We start from the raw sequence: 25,892 nt of genomic DNA on the forward strand, positions 1-25,892 counted from the left end.
AAAATCCGTTATAAATCAGCCGTTAGCTTCGTCTACAGAGTAGCATAATTCATTTCGAATGAACATTTTTTAAGCGGATATGACATCCGCTTGTTTGCTGTGCACATTTTGCTTGACTAAACCCAAAAAACTAACGGCACAGGACTTTGTCCCATGCCGTTTCGGATTACATTTTTATCCCCAGTCTAGTCTTTGAGCTTAACTAAATGACATTGGGTCTTAGGCCTCCCTTTTTTCCGTTGACGTGGATTACTGAACACAAAAAAACGCGCAGAAATCGACCGCCGTATTGATAGGGCCAATCCAATTGAATTTCAGCAGCTGAAGCCAGGCTTGTCGGTCAATGGCGAGCTTCACGGCGCGGCAGCTCCTCTTCGAACCTCTGCTCGTAGCCCGCTTGATTGCGGACGATATAGAGCGGGCGATCCTTTGACTCGTCGTAAATGCGGCCGATATATTCGCCGATGATGCCCAGAATCATCATCATAATGCCGTAAAAAAACAGGTTCATCGCCACAATCGACGTCCAGCCGACGATCGTCGTATTCGTGAACAGCTTTTGGTACAGTACGGTCAACAGGTACAGGAAGCTGAGCGCCGACAGCGTGAAGCCTAGATAGGACGCCAGCTTGAGCGGCTTGTAGCTGAACGAGGTGATGGCGTCGGCGGCGAACCGGACCATTTTGCGCAGCGGATATTTGGTCTCCCCAGCCCACCGTTCCTCGCGCACATACTCAACCGACGCTTGCCGAAAGCCGACCCAGCTGATCAGCCCGCGGACGTAGCGGTTCTTTTCCCGCAGCTGCTTTGTGGCGTCGCACACCTTGCGGTCGATCAGGCGAAAATCCCCGGCATCCACAGGCACCTCCACATGCGTCATCGACTTCAGGAACCGGTAGAACAGGTGTGCGGTCACCTTTTTGAACAGCCCTTCGCCTCTGCGCTTCAGTCGCTTGCCGTAAACGACCTCGTAGCCTTCCTTCCACTTGTCGATCATATCCAGCATGACCTCGGGCGGATCCTGCAGGTCGGCGTCGATGACGAGAATCGCTTTCCCCTCGGCGTAATCCATGCCGGCGCTGATGGCCGCTTGATGGCCAAAATTTCTAGAAAAGTTCAAGAGCCGCACCCGCGGGTCCGCTAAGCAAAGGCTCTGAACAATGTACTCCGTTCGGTCCTGGCTGCCGTCGTTGACGAAAACCAATTCATAAGGCTCCTGCGTCGAATCCATGACCAGCTTAAGCCGGCGGTACGTTTCTGAAATGACTTCTTCCTCGTTGTACATCGGGATGACGACGGAATAAACGATGGCCTCAGGCATCGGCAATCTCCTCCATTGTTAGAAAAAAATCCACTGCGGAAACCAACGAAGCGCATGCTCCGCGAACGAGCGGCTGATCACGGCACCTGATAGCACCGGATAAAACAAGAGAAACAGGCCGAACACGGCGGCAAGGAAGCCATATGCATAATTCTTTCCATCTGGAAGCTTTTCTTTCAATTGTTTGTAAAAATAAGTCAGCGCCAGCCCCGAGAACGGTACCATGGCAAAATAATGGTAAATAAAGGTCAGCCTTGGCACCAGCGTCCATGGCAAATATTGCGAGAAAAACGCCACAGACAAGAGGGTCAGACTCCACTGTTTTCGCTTGACGGCGATAAAGGTCACTGCGAGCATCGCGATAAACCCGACCCACCAGATGAGCGGGTTTCCGATCGCAGTTATGCTGGAGATTTGGCCTTCGGGCAAACTCACTCCGGCGTAATACCAGACCGGCTTGCTCATCTCCGGCCACTGCCACCACGACGAGCTGAACGGATGCGTGGCTTTCAGGTTCTCGTGGTAGCTATACATGCCGACCTGATTCTTAAGCACATCGATCAGCGTGTGTCCGGGACCGGGAACGGCCATGAACGGAACGTAGGATAAAAGGTAAATCGCGCCGGGCACCACCACAAAGCAGAGCAGGCACCAAGCAAGCGTCCAGAACGTTCGGCGGGGGAAAAGAGCGACCAACAGCTCGGCCTGTGCTTTTGACAGAGCGGTCTGCTGCATATAGAGCCGGCGCCGTGCTTCTCTATACGCTCTGAACTGGACGAGCAGGTGCGCGAACAGCAGAAACGCCAGTCCGGCTCCGCCGTACAGCACAATCCATTTGGAGGCTGCACCCATCCCGAAGAACAGCCCTGACAAGCCAAGGGGCAGTAAGCTGCGCGAGAAAGATGCGGTGTAACACGGCGTCGTCGTGTAGCGGTACATAAAGTAAAACGTCAGCAGGATGAAAAAGACAGCATACACATCAATCGTCGCAATCCGCGTCTGGACAAAGTGAAGGCAGTCAAACGTGAATAAAAATGCGGCGGCAAGGCCGTACTCCGCGCGTCCGAACAATGTTTTGCCGTACAGATACATTAGCGGAATCATGCCGATGCCAAACAGCGTGCCGATGATGCGCCAGCCGAACGGATTCAGCCCGAAGAGCCAGATGCCAAAGGCAATGAACAGCTTGCCCAGGGGCGGGTGGGTCGTTTCGTAAGGCTCCATGCCATGCAGGTGCTCATAAGCGGTGCGGACGTAATAAATTTCGTCGAAATAGGCTCCATTTTCGTAGGATGGAACCTTAGGGGCTGCACTCTGCTCATCGAACAGCTTCCCGGCGGTGGTAGCAGCTTGATCCCCATCCGTTTCCCAGCTCACGATCGGCAGCGGAGCGGAGGAATCGGGACCGAAGAGGGCGAGCTCAAACAACGAAAAGCCCGGCTGCTCCACCTTTAGCTTCACATATCTGGCCTCTCCGCTCACCGCCTGGCTCCACCAGGCGAAACCCTTGTAAACGTCCAGTGGCTCCGTGATCGAATTGCGCCAGCCTAGTCCTTCATCGGACAAGGCGATGGAAAAGCTGCCGTCACCGATGCCAGCATAAGTATTGATATTCGTAATCGTTTGCCGTCTACCCAAGTCCAAAATCACGGTTTCTCCTGCCTTCTCAGGCTTCCAGAGCGTGACGGGCCCTTGGTGCGAGCCGAGATGGTACAGCGCCAGCGCCGAGTAAACGAGCATTAGCGCGCCAAGCAGTAGTAATGAGCGTTTGTCGCTGAGCTGCTGCAGCTTGCTCGTGAAGCCTGAGTCCACGGTGCAAATCAACCGGACACGTCCCTGGGTTAGGAGACTCCAGCTGAGAATCAGGGCGTAGAGCAGAAGTCCGACGTTAGCTGCAGAGATGGCCAGCATCCCAGCGTCCCACTTGGAGATATGATATAACTGCTGAAAGCTGTTTTGCAGCACCACGCTCACATTCATAAAATGCGTTAAGGTGAAGCCGAGGTATAAAAATAGCAGTCTGCGGTCTTGGCAGCGGATAAAGCTGTAGAGCACCAGCGGCAGAGCATAGTACAAGTAGCGTTCGTGCATTTTGCCCATAAAGGTGAACACGCCAGCCATCACGAGGAAGCTGAGCAGGGGGAATAGAGCTTCGCGAGCTTCTTTTTTTGACTTGAAAAATAGGACGACGATATACCCATATAAAGCGATCATGAGGGCTGTGCCGCAGGTTTGGTAGCTGAGGCCAAGCAGCATGCGGTCATGCAGAGGAGCAAAGTTGCCGCCTAAAAGCGCCGGCAGGTTAAAGGCATTTAATGAAGCATAAGGATAGGAGGCGAGTGTGGAGAAATACAGCTCGAATAGCCACTTCGGCCGCTGGTGAAGGACGAATGGAAGGCTTAGCAGGATGAATGTGGCCGCACCCGTGAGGGCACTATTCAGCACGATGCGCCAGCTGCGCAACCGAATCCAGGCAAGCAAAAAGAGAGGCGCAAGCAGCAGCGCTTGCGGCTTCATGAGAACAGCTAGCGCCAAGAGGGCGGCAGCAGCGTTCCAGCGCCCGCGTTCCATGAACCGCAAATAAAACAAAATCAAGGCCATAAACACCGAATCGACCTGTCCCCAGGCTGCGGAATTCAGGATAATGGCCGGGTTAAACAGGAACAGAAGTGCAATCCCAAAGGCTGTCGCGAGCTTGAGCCGGCGTTCCATTGCCCAGTTGAACATAAGAATCGATAGAGCTAAATCGGTCAAGATCGCAGGACTTTTCAGCAGCACCAGCATTCCCGGTGAATCCCATCCGAGCTGGAACAGGCTTTGCAGCTGTCCGATAAGCCATAGCACATACATATACCCAGGCGGATAATCGGCGAACATGCCGCTCCGGTAGAGGGAGCCTGGGCCTCCTGAAGCGAGCTGTCCTGCCCAGGATTTGAACGTCGTCACATCCGGTTCGTAGCCCACTACGCGGTACGCAAGGATGACACGGATCACGAGTCCGATGGCCAGAACCGTCCAGCCCAAGCGGTAGGTGCTCTGCCGGTTGTTTGGGAAAAGCTCGTCTTTGCGCAGGAGTTGATCGTAGATTGCAGCGAAGAATAGCGTGAAAAACAGTCCGATGACCCAGGTTGACAGCAAGCGACTTCACTCCAAATGGATAAAATTAACGCTAGACATAAGTTAATTGTAAGATTTCTTCTCCGCAATTTCAACGGATCGATCTTTTTATGTTGCCAAAGAATGCCATATGGTACTATAAGGAGAAGTACAAATCCAAAGCGATAAGGGAGATGGACTACCGATGAGTCAGCCTAAAATCGTCATGCTGCAAGGCGTGCATCAAATTAACCGGGTGTTCGCCGAGAAGCATTTGAAGCAGCTGCGTGCCTTGGGGGAGCTGGTAATGAACGAGCAAGCTGTGAATCCGACGCCGGAGCGTGTGCAAGAGCTCATTCAAGGTGCGGATGTCGTGATTACCTCGTGGGGCTGCCCGCGATTGGACGCATCGGCACTCGACCTGGCCCCGAACCTCAAGCTGGTCGTTCATGCTGCAGGCACCGTGAAAGGCATCGTTAGTCCAGAGCTATGGGAGCGCGATATTCAGATTACGTCCGGTGCATGTGTGATCGGCCAAGGGGTGGCGGAGACGGCGCTCGGGATGACGATTGCATCGTTGAAGGATATGTGGCGGCTTTCGGTCGTGACGAAGCAAGGTGAATGGAACAAGCAAAACAGTAAAGCTCGTGAGCTGTACGACATAACGGTAGGAGTGATCGGCGCAGGGCATGCGGGTACGCATTACATCAAGCTGATGCAAAATTTTAAGGTAGACGTTCTGCTGTACGATCCTTACGTGAGTGAAGAAAAAGCACGGGCTATGGGCGCAAGGAAGGCCAGCTTGGAAGAGCTGCTGACGCAGGCGGATGTCGTCTCCATCCATGCTCCGGGTATTCCGGCGACCGATAAAATGATCAACCGCGACACCTTAGCGCTCATGAAGGATGATGCGATCCTGATCAATACGTCACGAGGGACGGTCATTGACGAAGAAGCGCTCGCGGAGGAATTGGCCAAAGGGCGGCTGTTCGCTTGCCTCGACACGACGAATCCCGAGCCGCCGAGAGCAGATCATCCGTTCCGCCGGCTGCCGAATTTGGTCATGACACCGCATATCGCCGGAGGCGTGACGAACGGGTTGTACGCCTTGGCTCAATTCGTGGTGGACGAAACGAAAGCCTTCTTGGAAGGACAATCGTTATCGGGTCAAGTGGAGCAAGCCCAAATGAGCATTATCGCATAGAAAGAGGTGGGTCTACCGTGATCACAATCCGTTCCGCCAGCTCGGCGATGGAGCGAGAGCCGCTTCGCTCTCCGTTTGGCTTTAAAGGGGGATACTTGACCGAGCTCTGGCAGTCGCTTGTGCGTTTGGAGAGCGATCAAGGCGAGGAAGGCATCGGGCTTGGCGTACAAAGTGTGCTGTGGTCCGATCGTGAGGTGTTTATTCGATCCGGTGAGCTGGGTGGCAACCGTTTGATGCAGCAAGTTACAAGAACGATGATTGCTGCTGCGCGCGGACTGGCTTTCGAAACGCCGCTGGATTTGCTCGATCAGCTGCTGCCGTTGGCACAAGCGTATGCGGATGAAATGAATGGTCAACGTGTCAGCCGGACGTTCGTGCTGAATTCACTAGTGCCGGTCGATCAGGCCGCGTGGATGTTGAGTGCGATTAGGGCGGGAAGCTCCGACTTGGCAGCGCTCGTACCGAATCCAGTTCGCGATGCCCTCGGTTATCGCCATACGGCACTGGCCAACATTCCGGTTGTCGCCTACGGCATGTCTGCGGAGGACATCAGGAAGCTGCTGGACGATGGTTATTTTCTGCTGAAGCTAAAAATAGGTTCGGACCCTGAGCAGGATGGCGACCCCGAGAAGATGCTGGCCTGGGATTGCAAGCGTTTGCAACTCGTCCACGAGCTCGCGATATCGTATAAGACACCCTATACCGAATCCGGTCACATTGCTTACTACATAGATGCCAATGGGCGATATGACACCAAAGACCGGCTGCTTCGACTGCTGGACTACGCCGATCAGATCGGTGCGTTGGAGCGAATCCTGCTTCTGGAGGAGCCGTTTCCGGAGGAGCAAAAGATGGATGTATCCGATGTTCCTGTTCGGCTGGCTGCCGATGAGAGTGTACATAGCGTTTTGGATGCGATCGAGCGGATGGATCTGGGCTATGGCGCGATGGCTTTGAAGCCGATTGCCAAGACGATGAGCCTGAGCCTGCAAGTCGCCATGGCGGCGAAAACGCGCGGAGTGCCATGCTTTGGGGCGGATTTGACGGTTAATCCTATGATGGTCGACTGGAATAAAAGCTTGGCCGCTCGCCTGGCGCCGCTTCCCGGTCTGAAGGTGGGGGCGCTGGAATCGAACGGACCGCAAAATTATGCCAACTGGGAGCTGATGCAGACGTATCATCCGGCGCATGGTAAATCGTGGACGCGGACCGAGCTAGGCTTGTTCCCGGTGACGGATGAATTTTTTGCAGTCAGCGGAGGTGTGTTTGCTGCCAGCCGGCACTATCTAGCTGTGCTCCAATCTGATTCGGATGGTCAAGGTGTCTGACAAAACGTTGTAACCCATGGAGGAGAGCTGTATGTATACGAATAAAAAGCTGCGGCTTGCGCTCATCGGAGCGGGAGCTATTGCAGGCAGCCATTTGACAGCGATTCAGGAATTGGACAGCCTGATCGGCGCGGCGATCTGCGATACGAACGCGGACCGGGCAAAGGCGCTGCTGGCAAGTCATAGCATGGACATGCCGGTGTACACGGACTACAAGGAGATGATCCGCAGCGTTCGTCCGGATGCGGTGGCGATCAATCTGCCCCACTTTCTGCACAAGGAGGCGGCGATTTTCTGTGCGGAGCAGGGCTGCCATATGATGCTGGAGAAGCCGATGGCGCTAAATGTGGAGGAGTGCAATGAGATTATGGGAGCTGCTGACCGGTATGGTGTGCGCCTCATGATCGGACATACTCAGCGGTACTTGCCGGAAAATCGCAAGGCGAGGGACATCATCCAATCCGGCGAGCTGGGCAAGTTGGTGATGGTGAACGACGTGCGATTGGTGTCTTATTTTACCGATACGAGACCGCAATGGTTCTTCCACCAGCACTTGGCAGGCGGCGGCATCGTAATGAATCTGGGCTCTCACTCCATCGACAAGATTCAATGGCTGGCGGACAGTCGGGTGGTGAAGCTGAAAGCTGCACTCACCCATTTCGGCTTGAAGGGCGATATTGAGGGGAGCGGGCATCTCTGGCTCGCGTTGTCGAATGGAGCTACAGCGACGGTTTCCCTTGGTGGCTACGGCGGCGTCAATCGGAATGATACGGAGTTTGTTTTTACCCAAGGCATGCTCCGAATCGAACAAAATCGCGGACTCTCCATCAGCCGCAATGGGGTTTATGAGCCCGTACCGATCGAGGACGGCACACATCCGTTCGTGCTGCAATATCTTGACCTGCTCGGAAGCATTCACGAGGATGCGCCGCTCGCGGTCACGGCGGAGTACTCCAGAGACGTGATTCGTATCGTTCAGACGGTTTATGAATCGCACCGGTCGGGGCGTGAGCTGGAGGTGTAGGGGGTTCACGTTGAGCTGCTTCAGTCTGCAGGCTTTAGGCCAGAAACAACGAAGCGGGTCGAATCGACAGCTTCACATGCTTCGGCTTATGGTGATGAAGCAGCTTGAACATTTTCATCCGTCCGAACGGATTGGCGCTATGAATAATAATTTGCTTGGCGTAGGTGTTATTGTCGACGATGTATTGCGCCACGGTGTACCCAGTAGGGTTGCCTAAGCCCAGGTTGTAATCGAGCGACAGTGTTTGGAGTTTCCCTTTCCCCGACTGAATGAGATCGATGCATTCCTTTGCCGTCCGCGCCAAGTGAAATCCGGAAGGGCACGGCCGTATATCGTCCAGGTATACATTCATATACGAATTCTCCCCTTTATGGCAACTGTGACAATCCCCTTATCCTATGCGGCATGAGCTGACATGGATTGGGCTTGCAGCCTCAGACGCTCCTGACGGAATAGGCTCGATACCCTCTAGGGCCGATTTCCAGACAATTGAGCTGTCCTCCGTATACGCAGCCTCCGTCAATTCCGATTTTATCCCCGCCAAACCAAACCGTTCCCTGGGCGTCCTCCATATCCAAGGTCGTCGTATGACCGAATACAACCGGCTGTTCCAGACCCGTCGGATGGTCGATAAAGTCTTCACGAATCCAGAGGAAATCGTCGATCGGCTGGTTTTTCCAGTCGGCGTAGTCCGGGTTGATGCCGGCATGGACAAACAGATGATCCGCAGCCTCATAATAAAGCGGCAGTGATTGCAGAAAAGCGACGTGTGTCGGAAAGTGTGTTGTGATATACTCTCGAGCCTTTTCAAGGCCGATGAAAAAATCGAGCTCATCAAACCAATGCGGCCCGCAGTAGCTCAACAGCGTGTGAATACCTCCATTGTATATGAATGAGTACGGATCCTCGCCTTCCAAAAATTCCAGAAACATTTGATCATGATTGCCCCGTAAAGCCACCGCATGGCAAGTCTCCGTCAGTTGGATGATGCGCTCCAGTACCTCTTTGCTGTTAGGTCCCCGGTCCACATAATCGCCAAGTAAAATCAATTGATCCTTCCCTTTGCGAAAAGGGATCGCGGTTAGCAGCTGCTCGAGTTCGACCAAGCAGCCGTGAATATCGCTGATGACAAATGTTTTTCTCTGCGACCCTCTCATGCTCAAACTCCTCTCCGGCAAATTCGTGCTTGCTACAGTATACGTAACGTCGAGTTCGGCGGGACTGAGCGTCGGCACATTTCAAAAACTATTTAATGTTATATAACATAACATTAAATTGACTTAATCTCTGTGCGTAGTGCACAAAATGATATTGATATGTTATAAAACATAACAAATAATTGCGTTGGCTATTTACCCCTCCCATCCGCTCCACTAAAATAAGAGCAAATGGAGGTGCTGAACGATGAGGTTCAATCGATATGAAGGAAAAGCGTGGGATAAGCGGTTTTTCCCGCGATTAAGCAAGCTGGAGGTGGCACAGCTTCCGAAGGAAGGCGCGCTGCTGGTACTGCCTGTGGGCGCTGTAGAGCAGCATGGACCGCATATGCCGGTGTTTACGGATACCTTAATTGCGGAAGCTTTTCTGACATATGCGTTTGAGGAGCTGCCGGAGGAAGCGAATATTTGGCTGCTGCCTCCACTGCCCTACGGAAAAAGCACCGAGCATCTCGGTCATTCAGGCACCATTACATTATCCGCTCAGACGCTGATGCAGCTGTTGCTCGATATTGCCCGAAGCGTGCGCCGCAGCGGCTTTGAAAAGCTGGTGCTGCTGAACACTCATGGAGGCAACACGGACCTGCTCAACATGATGGCCCGTGAAATTCGCATTGAGACTGGCCTAGCGGTCTTTCGACTCGATCCCGGCTCACTGGGGCTGGGCGAAGGGCTGATCAGTGATATCGAGAAAAAAGTAGGCATTCACGCCGGCGATTCAGAAACGTCCATCGTACTGGCGGCGAAGGAGAACTGGGTGCATCCGGAGCTGGCTCCGACGGAGCTGCCGTACTTTCCAGAGTCGCGTTATCTGCAATTTCGCAATAAAGCTTTTGCCTGGGTGATGGACGATCTTTCCTCCTCGGGGATATCGGGGGATGCCACCAAGGCAACCAAAGAAAAAGGCGAAGCGATACTGAAGCTGGGCGGGCTGCTCTTAGCAGAGGCGCTGATGGAGATGGCGGCTTTCGAGATGTCGTCCTTGAAGGCAGAAGCGGAAGAGTCGGCAGCAGTCGTGAACCAGACGGGAGTGGGGCTATGAACATCAAATTAACAGAAGCAGCGCTGCAAGTGGAGCCTGCCGCCGGGAATCCGACGCTGGTCCGGATGGATCACATCTCTAAAATTTATCCGAATGGAACTGTTGCGCTAAAGGATGTGCAGCTGGACATTCGCGAGGGTGAATTTCTCTGCTTCGTCGGCCCGTCGGGCTGCGGGAAATCAACGATTTTCAAGCTGATCGCCGGACTCGGGGAGCCGACGGACGGTGAGCTTGCTATTCTCGGCATGACGCCGAAGGAGGCCCGGAAGCAAAGCGAAATTGCTTTCGTATTTCAAGACTCGACCCTGCTGCCATGGTGCTCGGTGCAAGATAACGTCACGCTGCCGCTTGACCTTAGGGGGGGCCCGAAGGCCGTACAAAAGCAGGAAGCCGAGCGGGTGCTCGAGCTAGTCGGATTGAAGGACTACATGAAGGTGCTGCCAAGACAGCTGTCGGGCGGTATGAAGATGCGTGTTTCGATCGCGAGAGCTCTCGTGTCCAGACCCAAGCTGCTTCTGATGGATGAGCCGTTCGGCGCGCTGGATGAAATTACCCGCCAGACGCTGCAAGATGAGCTGTTAAATATTTGGCAGCAGGATTCGAAAATGACGGTGCTGTTCGTCACCCACAATGTGTTCGAAGCGGTGTTCCTGTCCACGCGTGTGGTCGTTATGACTCCAAGGCCGGGGAAGGTATCCGGGACGATCGATATTCCGATCCCGTTTCCACGTGATGAGCGATTTCGTACGACCGCGGAATTCAGTGAGCTGGTTCGAACCGTTTCCGGCGCGTTGAAGCACTAAGATTTAGGTTGTCAGATAGAAAGGAGAGAGAAGATGGCTATCGGATGGGAGAAGGAATTAAGTGACCTGATGGGCGACAAACGGCTGCTTCTGGACACGGAATCGAGGGAGCGTCTGTCGAAGGATTACTATTGGTACTCGCCGGTATTGGATCGGCAGCTGCGCACGAAGCTGGCCGACGGGATCGTGGCGCCGAAGGATGAGCGCGAGGTGGCGCAGCTGCTCGCCTTCGCCTACCGTCACCAGATACCGGTTACGGTGCGGGGCGCCGGCACAGGCAACTACGGGCAAGCGGTGCCGCTGAACGGCGGACTGGTGCTCGATCTGAGCGGGCTGGACCGTATCATCACGATCGGTGCGGGCTATGCCACCGTACAGTGCGGCGTAAAGCTGGGGGCGCTGGAAAAAAAAGCCCGGGAGCTGGGCCAGGAGCTGCGTATTTATCCAAGCACCTTCATGAAAGCGACGGCGGGCGGATTTGTAAGCGGAGGGTCCGGCGGCATCGGCTCGATTACGTGGGGCAATCTGTGGGATGGCAACGTGCTCGAAGCCGTCATTTACACGATGGAAGAAACGCCACGGCGGCTCGTCGTCAACGGCAAAGCGCTCTATGACTACATCCACAACTATGGCACTACGGGCATTATGACGGAGCTTACGATCCCGCTCGCCCCCCGCATGGAATGGGTACAGTCGGTCGCTCACTTCGACAGCTTCGAGCAGGCGGTGCGCTTCGGCGAAGCGCTGGCGAAGGAGGAGACGATCCGTAAGCGGCTGATCAGTCCGATGGAGTGGCCGATCCCGTCTTATTTTATGCCGCTGGCGAAGGTACTGGAGCTGGGAGCGGCGGCGGTGCTGCTGGAGACGGCGAACGGCACGCAGGAGCAGGTCAAGGAGCTGGCGCTGCGCTACCAGGGCCGCATCGGTCATGTGATCGAGGCGGAGCAGTACCGCAAGACGCTTGGACTGTCCGATTTTACATGGAATCATACAACGCTCTGGGCGTTGAAATCAGACCCTACGATCACCTATTTGCAGGCGGGCTTTTCTCCGGATCAATATTTGGAGCAAATCCGCCTCATTAAAAACAAGTACGGCGACGAGGTGCTGCTGCATTTTGAATGGGTGCGAAGCGGCGGCAAGCTTTCTCCCAATTCGCTCCCGCTCGTGAAATTTCAAAGCGAGGAGCGGCTGTACGAGATCATTGGGTATTTCGAATCGATCGGCGTGAAAATTTTCGATCCGCACACTTGGATGCTCGCGAACGGCGGGCGGGGTGAGGTAGGCAGCATGCAGCGCAAGAAGCGCGAGAACGATCCGTTAGGATTGCTGAATCCGGGAAAAATTCAGGACGAATGGACAGAGGAGGGGAGCCGGTATGGCGCTCGACATGGATAAAAGCGGATTGCAGCTGCAGCGCATGGCAGATGAAATTTATCCGCCCCGCGAACGCGCTTCATGGACGCATAAGCTGGAGCGAGAATCAAGTGGGCGGGGGAACCGATCGTTCAAAACGGTGCTGGCCCAACTGCTGCCCCCATTCGCAGCGTTTATCGTCTTCGTCGGCGGTTGGGAACTGGTGGTAAGGCTGCTGAACGTTCCGCCGTACATTTTGCCGAAGCCTTCGGATATTGTTCAAGCGGCGACAGAGCATGCTAACGGACTGTTCGTATCCGTGATGACGACGATATCGGAAGCCGTTCTCGGCTTCTTGCTCAGCATCGTGATGGGCGTCTTGGGGGCGGTGCTGCTCGCCAGCTCCAAGCTGATTGAGAAAAGCGTCTATCCGTACGCGATCATTTTGCAGACGATCCCGATCGTTGCGATTGCGCCCATCATCGTGATCTGGTTCGGCGCAGGGATGAACGCCATCGTTATTATCGCGTTTTTGATCGGGTTTTTCCCGATGCTCTCGAACACCCTGATTGGGCTAAACTCGACCGACCATAATATGAAAAATTTGTTCTACCTGTACAATGCTTCCCGGCTGCAAACGATGTGGAAGCTGCGCCTCCCGGCCGCTCTCCCGTACATCGTTGCAGGGCTCAAAATCTCCTGTACGCTCGCGGTCATCGGTGCCATCGTCGGAGAATACATCGCAGGCATCGGCGGCGGCAAGGGCGGCTTGGGCTACGCGATCACGGTGGCGGCCTCCAGACTGCAGACGCCTTACTTGTTTGCCTGCGGGCTGTCCGCATCGGTGCTCGGCATCGGCTTTTTCCTGCTCGTGAATGCCTTCGCCAAATGGATGCTCAGCTCGTGGCACGAATCCGAGATGCGATCGGAGAACTAGCCTATGCCTATGGTAAATACGTTCGAGCTGCATTTGATCAATGCAGCGCTGCCTCTGCTGGAGGAAAAGAAGCTGTTCGAGCTAAAAGCGGCCGGAGGACGTTGGATATCGATTAGGAAGCAGGAGCAGCCCGGGGAGCTGCAAGAGCAGCAAGGAGGTCCGATTGCAACGTTATCCACTCTGAGTGACGGTAGAGATTTGTCCGGCTGTCGGATCGACCTAGAGGGACGGATGCTGCTGCCGGGTTTGGTGGATGCGCACATGCATCTGGATAAAGCTTATTCTTTGAGCGCTGCGCCGAATCAATCGGGTACGCTCTATGAAGCGATCCATAGCTATAGCCGGGTGGCGCCAATGTTTACAAAGGAGCAAATCAAAGCGCGAATGCGCAAAGCGGCACTTCGTGCACTCTCGTTTGGCACGACGGCGATCCGCAGCCATATCGACTTCCATCTGCGGACCGGCGCTGAGGTTGCGATGCGAACGGTGCAGGCGGCATTGGAGCTAAAGGAAGAGCTAAGTGGGCAGGTGGCGCTGGAGTTTTTCCCGATGTGTCCGTATAACAGCCATACGCTGCTGGAGCAGGATGCCATTCATGAGGCGCTGCAGCTAGGTTTAGATGGCCTCGGAGGGGCGCCGCACTTGTCGGAAACACCGGAGCGGGATATTGACCGCATCTTTGAGCTTGCGGCACGATACGGGAAACCGATCGATCTGCACGCCGATGAGAGCGACGATCCAACGAAACGGACCGCTGCTTACATCGCAGAGAAAACGATTGCGTATGGCTTTCAAGGCTGCGTCACCGTGGACCATCTGTGTTCCCTATCTGCGATGGATGAGGAAGCGGCGGCATCGGTCATTCGCAGTATGGCGGACGCCAAGCTTCAGGCTGTAACGCTTCCGGCGTGCAATCTGTATCTGCAGGGTCGGGGCGATCGCGGCTTGATCCGGCGAGGAACGACCCGAATTAAGGAGCTGCTGGAAGCCGGAATTCCACTGGCGACGGCGTCGGACAATATTCAAGACCCGTTCCACCCGTTCGGCCGGGGCGATTTGGCACAGATCGGGCAGCTAACCGCTTATGCGGCACATATGGGCAGCCCGCAGGAGCTGCGCACGCTGCTGCGAATGATGACGGACATTCCGGCTTCCATTCTGGGGCTAAAAGAGTACGGAATTGCAGAGGGGCATCCGGTAAATTTTGTCATCATGGATGCTCTGACGGTGGATGAGTGGTTTGCCGAGCAGCCGGCGGGGCGTTGGGTCTACAACAACAGGCGCTGGCTGTCCGTGACACGGACGGAGCATCACATGGGCTGGGTATCCGATCCCGAGCAGCATGCCACTCAAGCTTCGGGTGTTCAAAATAAAAAGTGAGACGGGGGAATATACATGAGAATAGCATCATCTTTTTGGGGGAATTTTCGACCGATTCGCACTACGCTGGCACTCCTGCTTACGGCTGGGAGCCTCTTGAGCGGCTGCGGCTCCTCCGCGGAGACGAAACCGGCTGCCACTACCGATTCAAAGCCGGCTGCAAGCAGCACAACGCCAGCCCCTGCACCGGAGAAAAAGCCGATCGCCGTCACCCAGGTGACCAACTGGTTCGCCCAAGCCGAGCATGGCGGCAATTATACGGCACAGATCAAAGGCTTTTACAAAGATGCAGGGCTGGATATGACGATTACATCGGGTGGCCCGGGCATCTCAGCTACACAGATCGTCGCCTCCGGTAAAGCGCAATTCGGCATGGGCCAGGCGGATGAGGTGCTGTTTGCTCGTGAGAACGGCATTCCGCTCGTGGCGATTATGGCGGTGTTCCAGAAAAATCCCCAAGGCATCATGGTCCACAAAGGCCAAAATCTGAAAAGCATGTCGGACCTGAACGGTCACAAGGTGTATGTAGGCAGCGGCGTGGCGTACTGGGAGTATATGAAGAAAGCGTTCAAGCTCGACAAGGTCGAGGAGCTCAAGTATACCGGCCAGCTGGCGAATTTTGTGGCGGATAAAACGTCGGCCAGCCAAAGCTACATTACTTCGGAGCCGTTCTCCATGAAGGAGCAAGGGGTCGAGGTGGATGTGCTGCTTAACGCGGACTTCGGCTACAACCCGTACGGCAATCTGATGTACACGACGGAGAGCTTCCTGAAGGAAAATCCGCAAGCGGTCAAAGCGTTCGTCGAAGCGACCATTAAAGGCTGGAACTATTACAAAGACAATTACAAGGAAATCAATCCTGCCATCAAAGAAAAAAATCCGGATATGCCGTTGGATAAGCTGGACTACAGCGCCGTGGCCTTGCAGCCGCTTGTCTTCGGTGACGATGCTGCCACCAAGGGCGTAGGTTACATGTCCAAGGATCGATGGGAAACGCTGAATAAGCAGCTGTACGATCTGAGACTGCTGAAGGCGCCTCAGGATGTGAGCAAGGTGTTTACACAGGAATTTTTGCCGAAAAAATAACAGCGATGACTGGCGCGAGGGGGAGCCTGCATGTATGATCTGGTATTTCGCAAGGTTCGTCTCTCCGGGGCGGAGGCTGCAGTTGACGTGGCTGTAAGCGGAAGCGACATCGCTGTGATCGGCAGTGTGCCGAGCGGCACCGGGGCGCAAGAGGTTGACGGCAGCGGCCTATTGCTGCTGCCCCCTTTCGTGGAATCGCACATCCACTTGGACACGGTGCTGACGGCGGGCGAACCGGCCTGGAACGAAAGCGGGACGCTGTTCGAAGGGATTCGGCTGTGGCAGGCGCGGAAGCAGGAGCTGACGCGGGAGGATGTGCTCCAGCGAGCGGAAGCCGTGATTCGGGCACAGGTGGCCGGTGGGATCCTGCACGTGCGGACGCAGGCGGACATTTCCGACCCGAAGCTGACGGCGCTGCGGGCCTTGCTGGAGCTGCGCGAGCTTGTTCGGCCGTTTGTGCAGCTGCAGGTCATCGCGTTCCCGCAGGACGGCCTCATCGCTTGCCCCGACAACGTGCAGCGGCTCGAAGAAGCGATACGCCTCGGAGCAGACGGTATCGGTGCGATTCCGCACTGCGAGCCGACGCGCGAGGCGGGCCTCACTTCGCTCGACATCTGCTTTACGCTTGCGGCCAAGTACAACCGCTTCGTCCATGTATTCTGCGACGAGTTGGACGATGGGCATTCGCGCTTTCTTGAAGCCGTGGCCGAGCTGGCTTTGCGAACGGGGCTCCGCGAGCGCGTCACAGCAAGCCATGTCAATGCGACGGCTTACTATAGCGAAGCCTATTTTCAAAAGCTGCTGGGGCTGCTGGTGCGCTCGGGCATTCACATCGTGAGCTGCCCGCTCATCAACAGCGCCATGCAGGGGCGCTTCGACGGCTATCCGAAGGGGCGGGGCATCGCCCGGATCAAGGAGCTGTGGCAGGCGGGGGTCAACGTCAGCATCGCGCACGACGATATTCGGACCCCTTTTTATCCACTGGGCACGGGCAGTATGCTGCAGGCCGCCCACATGGCGGTTCACTTGGCGCATATGACCGGCCGGGAGGAGCTGGAAGAGGCGCTGCGGATGGTTACCGTCCGGGCGGCAGATGTACTGCAGCTCGGCGACCAATACGGCCTTGCGCCCGGCAAACCGGCCAGCTTTATTCTGCTTCCAGGCCGGGACGCATCGGATTTGCTGGCTGCGCAGCCTGCATGCCGCTATGTGGTGAGCCAGGGGCGAGTCGTCTCCGTTACCGTACCGGCTCGAACCGTGCTGATGGAGCAGCTTTTATTTGAATGCAAAGCGAGTGAAGCGATATGAAAGCCTACACGATCGATCAACTGAATGAAATGACCGGACCGCAATTTATTGATGCGATCGGCTGGGTGTTCGAGCATTCGCCATGGGTCGCTGTTCGGGCGTGGAAGAAGTCGGCGCCGTTTCGATCACTGGCCGAGCTCCATGAGGCGATGCAGCTGGAAGTCCAGCTGGCCACCGAATCCGAGCAGCTCGCGCTGCTGCGGGCCCACCCGGATTTGGCCGGCAGGCTGAAAATGTCGGAAGCGTCGGTTTCAGAGCAGCAGGGGGCGGGGCTGACCGATTTGACGCCGGAGGAGTTTGCTGCTTTTTCGTCCTACAACAAGCTGTATACCGATAAATTCGGGTTTCCGTTCATTAAAGCGGTGCGCGGCCATACCAAGCATACGATTCTGGCAGCCATGATGAGCAGACTGAAGGGCTCTCCGGAAGAGGAGCTAGAACTAGCGCTAAGGGAAGTGGGGAAAATCGCCATGTTTCGTTTAACCGATCTCATTGATGAAAATGCTTCTGCAGCTAGTCCTACCCCTTCGACCAATTCCATGGCAGGGCGGACGATGTACTATGGAAAAGGCGACGTGCTCGTCTATCGCACCTTTGCCGCACCTTTAACCGCTGTGGCGCCGATTCCGGAGTCCGGATTTTCGGGGCATGATAATGTCATTTTCGCCATGAACGTCAAAATCGCGGTACGCGGGGATGCGTTTCTGCCTTCCTTTACGGAGGGGGATAACTCGATGGTCGTCGCCACCGACTCCATGAAAAACTTGATCCTGCGACATGCCGCCGATTTTACGGGCAGCACGATCGAAGGGTTTTTGTACCATATTTGCGGGACGTTTTTGCACAAATACAGCCAGATGAGCGCCATTGAGATCAGCGCCGACCGCATCCCGTTCGAAATGCTGCAGGTGCCCGACGGGGCGGGGGGATTGACGGACAGCAGCTTAGTCTACCGTCGCTCTCATAACGATCATGCCTCGGCAGCGCTGGAAGTGACACGAAGCGACAGTGACAGCGGCCTTTGCGTACTCGGACACCAATGTGCCGTATCGGATTTGCAGCTGATCAAAGTGAAGGGCAGCGCCTTCGCCGGCTTTGTGCGTGATGAGTATACGACGCTGCCGGAAACGTCGGATCGCCCGCTGTTTATTTGGCTGAACATCCGATGGAGCTACTTGGACCCGATGGATGCCATCGCACCTGGTGAGCGACGCTACGTCGCCGCCGAGCAAATTCGCGATCTCGCCCATAGTGTGTTTCACGAGCTCAACAGCCCCTCCATTCAAAATTTGATCTATCACATCGGTCTGAGAATCTTAACTCGGTTTCCTCAGCTGGAGGAGGTTCGCTTCGAGTCGAATAACCGGACGTGGGAGACGATCGTGGAATCGATTCCCGATGGCGAAGGGCGAGTCTATACGGAGCCGAGGCCGCCTTACGGCTTCCAAGGCTTTGCGGTGACGAGGGCCGATCTGGCCCGAGCGGAGGCGGCTGCCGATGGAGAAGCGCCATGAGCGGTCGGCTGACGACGCATGTGCTCGATGTATCCATTGGCAAACCGGCCGGCGGAATGGCGCTGGAGCTGTGGCGCTTGGACGAAGGCGGCGCGTGGGTATTGGTTCGGCAAGCGGTGACGAATGGCGACGGGCGGCTGGATGCTCCTTTGCTGGCAGGAGAAGAGTGTACAGCGGGGGTTTATGAGCTGGTCTTCATCGTTGGAGAATATTTCCGAAAACATGATGCAAAGGCTCTGGAGGCACAGTCACAACCGCCATTTCTAGAGCATGTACCCATTCGATTCGTCCTCCACGCGCCAGAGGAGCACTATCACGTTCCGCTGCTCGTTGCCCCCGGAGGCTACAGTACGTATCGTGGAAGCTAGACTGAGGAGGTGAGCAGCATGGGGATGAGCATAAGCGAACGATTTGATTTGATTGTACACGGGGGTCTGGTTGTCCTGCCGGATCGTGTGGCTGCGCTGGACATCGGTATTCGCGATGGTAAAATCGCCGCGCTAGGCGAATCGCTGGCCTCTGATGCTGACAGCACGGCAACCCGCATGCTCTCCGCGCATGGCCGATACATCATGCCGGGCATGGTGGACGCGCACGTGCATTTTAACGAGCCGGGCTTAAACGCCTGGGAAGGCTTCGCCACCGGCTCGGCCTCGCTCGCTGCCGGCGGCTGCACGACGTACATCGATATGCCGCTGAATGGGCGGCCGCCCACGGTTTCGCCGGAGGCGCTGCAGCTCAAACGAAATGCGGCGCACGGGCGCTCCTACGTGGATTACGCCTTATGGGGCGGGCTCGTGCCGGGCAACGCGGAGAAGCTGCGGCCGCTCGCCGAGGCGGGCGTGGCGGGCTTCAAGGCGTTCATGTCCGATCCCGGCGGGGAAGGCGAAGACATCTTCCGCGAGGTCGACGACTGGACGCTCTATGAGGGGATGCGAGTCATCGCCGAGCTGGGGGGCGTGCTGGCGCTGCATGCGGAGAGCGAGCCGCTTGTATCCCGGCTGGCCGCGGAGGCGAAGCGAGCGGGCAGGCATGGGGCGCTCGACTACGCTGCGTCCCGACCGGTGATCGCCGAGCTGGAGGCCGTGCGCCGTGCGCTCTTCTATGCGGAGCAGACGGGCTGTGCGCTCCATTTTGTACATATTAGCAGCCCTCAGGCGGTTGCTGCGATAGATCTCGCGAAGCGGCAGGGGCTGGATGTCACGGTCGAAACGTGCCCGCATTACCTAACGCTGACCGCGGAAGACATGGCCCGTCTCGGGCCGGTTGCCAAATGCGCGCCGCCTCTTCGCACCGAAGAGGAGCAGCAAGGCCTATGGGAAGCGCTGGCCAACGGCCAGATCGACCTGATCGCCTCCGACCATTCCCCTTGTCCGCCGGACTTGAAACAGGCCGCGAGCGGCAGCTGGTTCGAAGCCTGGGGCGGCATCTCAGGTGCCCAGAGCTCGCTGGAGCTGATGGTCGGCGAAGGCTTTGTGAAGCGAGGTATCTCGCTGCCGCACTTAGCGCGCATGCTGTCCGAAAATCCCGCGAAACGGTTTGGTCTCCCCAGCAAAGGCGCCATTCGTATTGGAATGGATGCCGATTTGGCGCTGCTAGACCTGTCGTCGGGCGGGTACACGTTGACTGCGGAGCAGCTAAAGTATAAGCATAAACAAAGCCCCTATGTGGGCCGTACCTTCCATTGCCGAGTGACCGCGACATTACTTAGGGGGCTAATAATTTACGACATTAGCAATCCCTTGCCTATCATCGGGGAATGCCTCGGAGAATGGTTGCCTAGAAGCATTGGGACAGCCTCTACAGATACAGATCATAGCAATTCGGCATAAGGAGGTGATTACCGTGACCACGGAGGAGAACGTTCAATATTTAAAGCAATTTGCAACAGAGATTCAAACCCAGTTGGAATGGCTCTCGGGCTTTGGCGCCGATCCGGCCGGCGGGGTAACGAGACTGTTGTATTCCGATTCGTGGATGCAGGCACAGCTTGCGCTGAGTGAAGTCATGGAAGCCAGCGGACTGACCGCTTATTTTGACGATGCGGGCAATTTATTCGGCCGGTTGGAGGGAGAGGAGCTTGGCGAGGGCTGCATCCTCACCGGCTCTCATATCGACACGGTCCGCTCTGGAGGCAAGTATGACGGGGCTTATGGAGTCGCAGCAGGGATTGCTGCCCTAAGCTTTCTACTTGCCAACTACGGCCAGCCCAAAAGGTCGCTGGAGGTCGTATCATTCGCCGAAGAAGAAGGAAGTCGATTCCCCCTAACTTACTGGGGCTCCGGGAATGTTACCGGCCGTTTCCAAACCGCAGAGCCACCACTGGATATCCGGGATGCCCAAGGCATTAGCCTTCAGGAAGCTATGCATTCGGCGGGCTTCGGCGCAGGAACGCACCGACCTTCTAAGCGAACGGATATTCAGGCGTTTATTGAGCTGCACATCGAGCAAGGTGCTGTTCTGGAGCGGGAGGAGCAGGCTGTCGGAATCGTCGGCGGCATCGTAGGGCAGCGCCGATTCACCTTTATGGTGATGGGGGAAGCGAATCATGCGGGGACAACTCCGATGGCTTGGCGGCGCGATGCATTGGCGGGAGCGGCGGAGATGATTGCTTTAATTGAAGAAAAAGCGTCGGCGCTCAAAGAACCGATGGTCGCTACCGTAGGGCAGCTCGAAGTTTCGCCCAATATTCCCAATGTCATCCCCGGCACCGTCCAATTTACATTGGATGTGCGTCATGCGGACGAGATCGTGTTGGCGTCGTTCTGTGAAGAGATCGGCAGCCGGCTTCAAGCCATTGCCGATACCAGAGGGCTCAAGCTGTCTGGAAGCGAGTGGATGAATGCCCAGCCTGTGCCGATGCATCCTGAGCTCATGGAAAAGCTTACAAACATTTGCGAAGCCCGAGGCTTAAGCTCACGAGCGATGTTCAGCGGGGCCGGTCACGACGCTCAAATCATGCAGCCGGTGTGTAAGACAGCCATGCTGTTTGTCCCGAGCCGCCATGGCATCAGCCATTCTCCGCTGGAATATACGGCGCCGGAATCACTTTCGGCCGGTGTGGCTGTGCTCATTGATTTGCTATACGACTTAGCCTATTCATGACAACAGACGAAAGACAAGAGGGGGCGCACCCGATGAAAAAATACCGCGATTTATCGCCTTCCCCAAGGACCATCATGACACCGGGTCCGGTAGAAGCAGATCCAAGAGTGCTGCGGGCGATGTCCTTCCCGATTTTGGGGCAATTTGATCCGGAATTTACGGGGTTAATGAATGAAACGATGGAAATGCTCCGGGAATTGTTCCAAACGACGAACCGATGGGCCTATCCGATTGACGGTACGTCACGCTCAGGGATTGAAGCCGTACTGACCAGCCTGATTGAGCCGGGAGACCGGGTATTCGTACCCATCTTTGGCCGGTTCGGGCATTTGCTGGTGGAGATTGCGGAGCGCTGCGGCGCTATGGTTAGCACCCTCGAGCAGGAATGGGGCAAGGTGTTTGACCAGGAGCAGGTCATCCGTCACATCGGCGCGAACCGTCCACACATCGTGGCCATGGTGCACGGCGAAACGTCGACGGGCTGCATGCAGCCGCTCGCGGACATCGGCAAAGCATGCCGGGAGATGGATGTGCTCTTTGTAGTCGATGCGGTTGCAACGATTGGCGGTGTGCCCGTGGAACCCGATGAATGGTGCATTGATGCCGTCATCGGCGGGACGCAGAAGTGCCTCTCCATCCCCTCCGGGATGGCTCCGATTTCCTATAATCAGCGCGCCGAGGCTAAAGTGCTGAAGCGCAAAAAAATCGAACGTGGCCTTCGCCCAGCCCACCATCCTGAGTCAAGCCAAACGCAAATCCGGGGCATTCAAAGCAATTACTTTGACCTGAGTCAGCTTCAGGATTACTGGAGTGCGGACAGGCTCAATCACCATACCGAGGCGACCTCCATGCTGTATGCGCTTCGGGAGGGAGTGCGAATCGTGCTCGAGGAGGGGCTAGAGGCCCGTTTTGCTCGACATAGAGCTCAAGAAGCGGCGCTAGTAGCTGGCATTCAAGCAATGGGCATGACCTTGTACGGCGACCCGACCTGTAAGCTCCCTGTGGTTACTTGTGTGATGATTCCGCCTGGAGTGGACGGGGAATCGGTGAGGGCGATGCTCTTGGACGACTTCGGCATTGAAATCGCAAGCTCCTTCGGACCGCTCAAAGGAAAAATATGGCGAATCGGCACAATGGGCTACAGCTGCAGAAAAAAGAACGTCCTGCACATCCTAGGTGCGCTCGAAGCCGTGCTGGCGCGTCATGGCGCACGAGTTCATACAGGACAAGCAGTGCAAGCGGCCCTGGATTCGTATGGGAGGTCGCGCTATGAATAACCTCATGCCTACCGGCTTTCACGCGATGGTCGCGTCACCGCATTATTTGGCTACGCAGATCGGGAGCCGCATCCTTCAGCAGGGCGGCAATGCTTATGACGCGGCTGTAGCGATCAGTGCTGCGCTGGCGGTGGTGTACCCGCATATGACGGGGCTAGGCGGGGACGCCTTTTTTCTCATGTATGACGCTCGCAGCAAAAAGGTGGAAGCGCTCAACGGAAGCGGACGGGCTGCCGGCCAAGCGACACCGGAGGCGTTTCGCAAGCGGGGACTGCAGGCCATCCCGCATCGCGGCGTCTTAAGCGCCATTACCGTACCTGGGATGGTGGATGCGTGGTGGGAAGTCTCGTCCAAACGCGGACGGCTGCCCTGGGAGCAGCTCTTATCTCCTGCGCTTCAATTCGCCGAGAACGGGTTCCCGATTTCGCGTGACCTAGCCGTCTGGATGGTTAGAGATGAGCCGCTGCTAAGACGAAGCGTGTCGATGGCGCGCACCTTTTTACATCAAGGCCGGCTTAAGCGCCAGGGCGAGCGCTTGACACAGCCTGAGCTGGCAGCCACGTTGCGCATTTTGCAAACCGATGGACGCGACGCATTTTATAACGGCAGACTCATGCACTCGATCACCACATCCATGGCGCATGACGGGGGCCTGCTCACCGAGGACGATTTTCGAGCCCACCGCAGCGACTGGGTCGAGCCGATCTCAACCACCTATCGAGGGAATGTCATCTACCAGCTGCCACCCAATTCTCAAGGCTTCTCCGCGCTCATGATGATGAATATGCTGGAGCGGCTGAACGTGTCCAAGCTGGAGCGCCATTCGGCTGAATTTTACCATTGCATGACCGAGGTGGTGAAAAAAGCGTTCGCCGACCGCGACTGCTATCTGAGCGATCCCGCTTTCGTTTCCATTCCGCTGGAGCGGCTGCTCTCCAAAGCGTACGCCAGCCATCTGCTGAATTGCATCAAACTGCAGCCTCCGCACGCCGGACAGCATTGTTCATCAGCCAGCGGTCAGGACACTGCGTATGCCGCCGTTCGAGACGAGGAGGGCAACGCCGTTTCGTTTATCCAGAGCCTTTATTTCGATTTTGGATCGGCATATATGCCGGGCACAAGTGGAATGATCCTGCAGAACCGGGGCAGCTACTTTTCCATGGATTCGTATCATCCCAATCGGCTGGAGCCGGGGAAGCGCACGTTTCATACCTTAATGCCGGGCATGATTACGCGGGAGGGAAAACCATTTTTGCTCATGGGAACGCAAGGGGGAGAAGGTCAGCCGCAGACGCAGCTGTCGATCATGACGGGGGTGCTCGATTACGGCTGCTCCATCCAGGAGGCGATTGCATTGCCACGCTGGGTGTACGGAAGAACCTGGGGAGAGGACAGCGACAAGCTGCGGATCGAAAACCGTGGACTCGACACGGAGGCGCAGCGGCTCAAGCTATGGGGGCACGACGTGGAGCTGCTGCCATCATGGAGCGGCGTTGCCGGACAGGCGCAGGGCATCATGATCGGCGAGCAGGGACTCCTAAGCGGGGCGGCGGATCCTCGAGGCGACGGCATGGCAATAGGCTGGTAAGCATCATAACAAATAGAAATCCCTGACACTAGCTGTTGGGGATTTATTTATTTTCATATAATGAAGGCCAATCGCTGATAGAGTGTATCGATCGCTTCCATTTTGTACAAGCTGGTTACCAACATAGTACACCCTTGCATACATTATAGTACAGTTACTTCGGTCTCCAGATTTTATGCGGAAAAGATGTCTGAAAACACTATGCGTGCAGATTAGAAACTGTTATACTGTCTGATAAGGAATATAATACCTTTACAATATTGAGGGGAGTTGAAGACATGAGGGTTCTACCGAAAACGAACGAACTCGGCTTCTTTGAAATTCGGCTCGAATCCATCGGCGGTCTTGGTGCCAACTTGGCAGGTAAGATGCTTGCTGAAGCGGGCGTTGTAGGAAGCGGTTTCAACGGCGTTAGCTTTTCTTCCTATGGTTCCGAGAAAAAAGGATCGCCGGTGAAAGCACACATCCGTTTCTGTGATCTGGATACGAATATCCGTGATACCACGCCGGTGGAAAGACCACATGTCGTCGGGGTTTTCCATGAAAACCTGTCCAAGACGGTCAATGTCATCAGCGGTATCTATGAAGATAGCGTTGTGCTGGTTAACTCAGAGAAAAGCCCTGAAGCACTCAAAGACAAGCTGAAACTGACCGGCGGCGTGCTTGCTGTCGTTGACGCGACCGGCATTGCGCTGGAAGAAAAGAACCGCGTTAACATGGCGATGCTTGGCGGCTTATTCCGTCTTTGTGAGTTTTTGGATTTTGAGGGCATGAAGGCGATCATTCGCAAATCGCTCGAGAAGAAATATCCGCAAGCTGTAGAGCCTGCGCTCCGCACGTTCCAACGCGGCTATGATGAAGTGAAGTTCCAAACCTTTACCTTACCTGAAGGTACTGAGATGCCTGCGCCTAAGCGTTGGGACATTCCTGTATATGGTTACGAAACCCAGCCGATCGGCGGGATCGTGTCCAACCCTGGTAACAGCATTTTGAAAGACCTGAGCATTTCCCGCAGCGGGATGATGCCTCACTTCGACGATGACAAGTGTATCCATTGCGCAGCCTGTGATACGGCCTGTCCGGACTTCTGCTTCGTCTGGGAAGAGCAGCCGGATAAGAAGGGCCGCCCTCAGATGTTCCTGCAAGGGATCGATTACCAATATTGCAAAGGCTGTCTGAAGTGCGTCGTGGCCTGTCCGACCGAGGCGCTCTCGCGCAACAGGGAAACCGACGGATACGGCGAGCAGCATCGCGTTCCGCATCGCTTCAATTTAGTCACTAAGTAATAGGACACAGAAATCTCGGA

At 55.8% G+C, this 25,892-nt stretch carries 21 protein-coding genes; 17 read left to right on the plus strand and 4 right to left on the minus strand.

The features are described from left to right. Window positions 1-340 precede the first annotated feature (340 nt). Together FPZ49_RS24550 and FPZ49_RS24555 are read right to left on the minus strand one after the other, a co-directional pair. Window positions 341-1,321 (minus strand): glycosyltransferase family 2 protein, encoded by a 981-nt coding sequence (locus FPZ49_RS24550; protein WP_144852055.1) that lies wholly within the window; start codon window positions 1,319-1,321, stop codon window positions 341-343. 18 nt (window positions 1,322-1,339) lie between these two features. Further along, complete coding sequence (locus FPZ49_RS24555; protein ID WP_144852057.1) at window positions 1,340-4,459, minus strand: phospholipid carrier-dependent glycosyltransferase; 3,120 nt, start codon at window positions 4,457-4,459, stop codon at window positions 1,340-1,342. Window positions 4,460-4,622: 163 nt separating this feature from the next. Here FPZ49_RS24555 and FPZ49_RS24560 point away from each other — a divergent pair, with 163 nt between their 5' ends. Genes FPZ49_RS24560 through FPZ49_RS24570 form a run of 3 tightly spaced genes read left to right on the plus strand, consistent with a single transcriptional unit; the run spans window position 4,623 to window position 7,973 of the window. Continuing rightward, window positions 4,623-5,621 (plus strand): hydroxyacid dehydrogenase, encoded by a 999-nt coding sequence (locus FPZ49_RS24560; protein ID WP_144852059.1) that lies wholly within the window; start codon window positions 4,623-4,625, stop codon window positions 5,619-5,621. A gap of 17 nt (window positions 5,622-5,638) precedes the next feature. Then, entirely contained in the window at window positions 5,639-6,949 is a 1,311-nt protein-coding gene (locus FPZ49_RS24565; protein WP_144852061.1) for an enolase C-terminal domain-like protein, read from the plus strand. Between the two features lie 31 nt (window positions 6,950-6,980). Next, window positions 6,981-7,973 carry a Gfo/Idh/MocA family protein gene (locus FPZ49_RS24570; RefSeq protein ID WP_144852063.1) on the plus strand — a complete coding sequence of 331 codons (993 nt, stop codon included), beginning with the start codon at window positions 6,981-6,983 and terminating at the stop codon, window positions 7,971-7,973. A gap of 34 nt (window positions 7,974-8,007) precedes the next feature. On the opposite strand, the gene FPZ49_RS24575 is transcribed toward FPZ49_RS24570, so the two are convergent. Then, window positions 8,008-8,325 (minus strand): cyclic-phosphate processing receiver domain-containing protein, encoded by a 318-nt coding sequence (locus FPZ49_RS24575; protein WP_144852065.1) that lies wholly within the window; start codon window positions 8,323-8,325, stop codon window positions 8,008-8,010. An 82-nt stretch (window positions 8,326-8,407) separates the two neighbouring features. Further along, complete coding sequence (locus tag FPZ49_RS24580) at window positions 8,408-9,130, minus strand: metallophosphoesterase family protein (protein ID WP_144852067.1); 723 nt, start codon at window positions 9,128-9,130, stop codon at window positions 8,408-8,410. A gap of 247 nt (window positions 9,131-9,377) precedes the next feature. Here FPZ49_RS24580 and FPZ49_RS24585 point away from each other — a divergent pair, with 247 nt between their 5' ends. From FPZ49_RS24585 to FPZ49_RS24650, 14 genes are all read left to right on the plus strand, one after another. Beyond that, window positions 9,378-10,232 carry a creatininase family protein gene (locus tag FPZ49_RS24585; RefSeq protein ID WP_144852070.1) on the plus strand — a complete coding sequence of 285 codons (855 nt, stop codon included), beginning with the start codon at window positions 9,378-9,380 and terminating at the stop codon, window positions 10,230-10,232. Next, window positions 10,229-11,035, plus strand: coding sequence for an ABC transporter ATP-binding protein (locus FPZ49_RS24590; protein ID WP_144852071.1), 807 nt, complete (start codon window positions 10,229-10,231; stop codon window positions 11,033-11,035). The genes FPZ49_RS24585 and FPZ49_RS24590 overlap by 4 nt, the downstream gene beginning before the upstream one ends. A gap of 33 nt (window positions 11,036-11,068) precedes the next feature. Beyond that, window positions 11,069-12,433, plus strand: a complete 1,365-nt coding sequence (locus tag FPZ49_RS24595; protein ID WP_144852073.1) for an FAD-binding oxidoreductase — start codon at window positions 11,069-11,071, stop codon at window positions 12,431-12,433. Further along, window positions 12,414-13,328, plus strand: a complete 915-nt coding sequence (locus tag FPZ49_RS24600) for an ABC transporter permease (protein WP_144852077.1) — start codon at window positions 12,414-12,416, stop codon at window positions 13,326-13,328. The genes FPZ49_RS24595 and FPZ49_RS24600 overlap by 20 nt, the downstream gene beginning before the upstream one ends. A gap of 3 nt (window positions 13,329-13,331) precedes the next feature. Next, window positions 13,332-14,708 (plus strand): amidohydrolase family protein, encoded by a 1,377-nt coding sequence (locus tag FPZ49_RS24605; RefSeq protein WP_261381593.1) that lies wholly within the window; start codon window positions 13,332-13,334, stop codon window positions 14,706-14,708. Window positions 14,709-14,723: 15 nt separating this feature from the next. Next, window positions 14,724-15,794: an ABC transporter substrate-binding protein gene (locus FPZ49_RS24610; protein ID WP_144852080.1), complete on the plus strand. Its 1,071-nt coding sequence runs from the start codon at window positions 14,724-14,726 to the stop codon at window positions 15,792-15,794. Between the two features lie 30 nt (window positions 15,795-15,824). Next, on the plus strand, window positions 15,825-17,102 hold the full coding sequence (locus tag FPZ49_RS24615; RefSeq protein WP_144852084.1) for an amidohydrolase family protein: 1,278 nt from the start codon (window positions 15,825-15,827) through the stop codon (window positions 17,100-17,102). Continuing rightward, window positions 17,099-18,616 (plus strand): factor-independent urate hydroxylase, encoded by a 1,518-nt coding sequence (gene pucL, locus FPZ49_RS24620; RefSeq protein ID WP_261381595.1) that lies wholly within the window; start codon window positions 17,099-17,101, stop codon window positions 18,614-18,616. Before FPZ49_RS24615 ends, pucL begins: the two co-directional genes overlap by 4 nt. Further along, a complete protein-coding gene (uraH, locus tag FPZ49_RS24625) occupies window positions 18,613-18,984 on the plus strand; it encodes a hydroxyisourate hydrolase (protein ID WP_144852087.1) in 372 nt (123 codons plus the stop codon). The genes pucL and uraH overlap by 4 nt, the downstream gene beginning before the upstream one ends. Before the next feature lie 24 nt (window positions 18,985-19,008). Then, window positions 19,009-20,448 carry an allantoinase gene (locus FPZ49_RS24630; RefSeq protein ID WP_391563865.1) on the plus strand — a complete coding sequence of 480 codons (1,440 nt, stop codon included), beginning with the start codon at window positions 19,009-19,011 and terminating at the stop codon, window positions 20,446-20,448. Between the two features lie 13 nt (window positions 20,449-20,461). Then, on the plus strand, window positions 20,462-21,721 hold the full coding sequence (gene allC, locus FPZ49_RS24635) for an allantoate deiminase (protein ID WP_144852093.1): 1,260 nt from the start codon (window positions 20,462-20,464) through the stop codon (window positions 21,719-21,721). 32 nt (window positions 21,722-21,753) lie between these two features. Beyond that, window positions 21,754-22,998: a pyridoxal-phosphate-dependent aminotransferase family protein gene (locus FPZ49_RS24640; RefSeq protein ID WP_144852096.1), complete on the plus strand. Its 1,245-nt coding sequence runs from the start codon at window positions 21,754-21,756 to the stop codon at window positions 22,996-22,998. After that, entirely contained in the window at window positions 22,991-24,586 is a 1,596-nt protein-coding gene (ggt, locus tag FPZ49_RS24645; RefSeq protein ID WP_144852099.1) for a gamma-glutamyltransferase, read from the plus strand. The genes FPZ49_RS24640 and ggt overlap by 8 nt, the downstream gene beginning before the upstream one ends. A gap of 278 nt (window positions 24,587-24,864) precedes the next feature. Beyond that, window positions 24,865-25,872 carry a 2-oxoacid:acceptor oxidoreductase family protein gene (locus FPZ49_RS24650; RefSeq protein ID WP_144852102.1) on the plus strand — a complete coding sequence of 336 codons (1,008 nt, stop codon included), beginning with the start codon at window positions 24,865-24,867 and terminating at the stop codon, window positions 25,870-25,872. Window positions 25,873-25,892 lie beyond the last annotated feature (20 nt).

The organism is Paenibacillus cremeus, from assembly GCF_007786445.1.
GTDB classification, from domain to species: domain Bacteria; phylum Bacillota; class Bacilli; order Paenibacillales; family NBRC-103111; genus Paenibacillus_G; species Paenibacillus_G cremeus.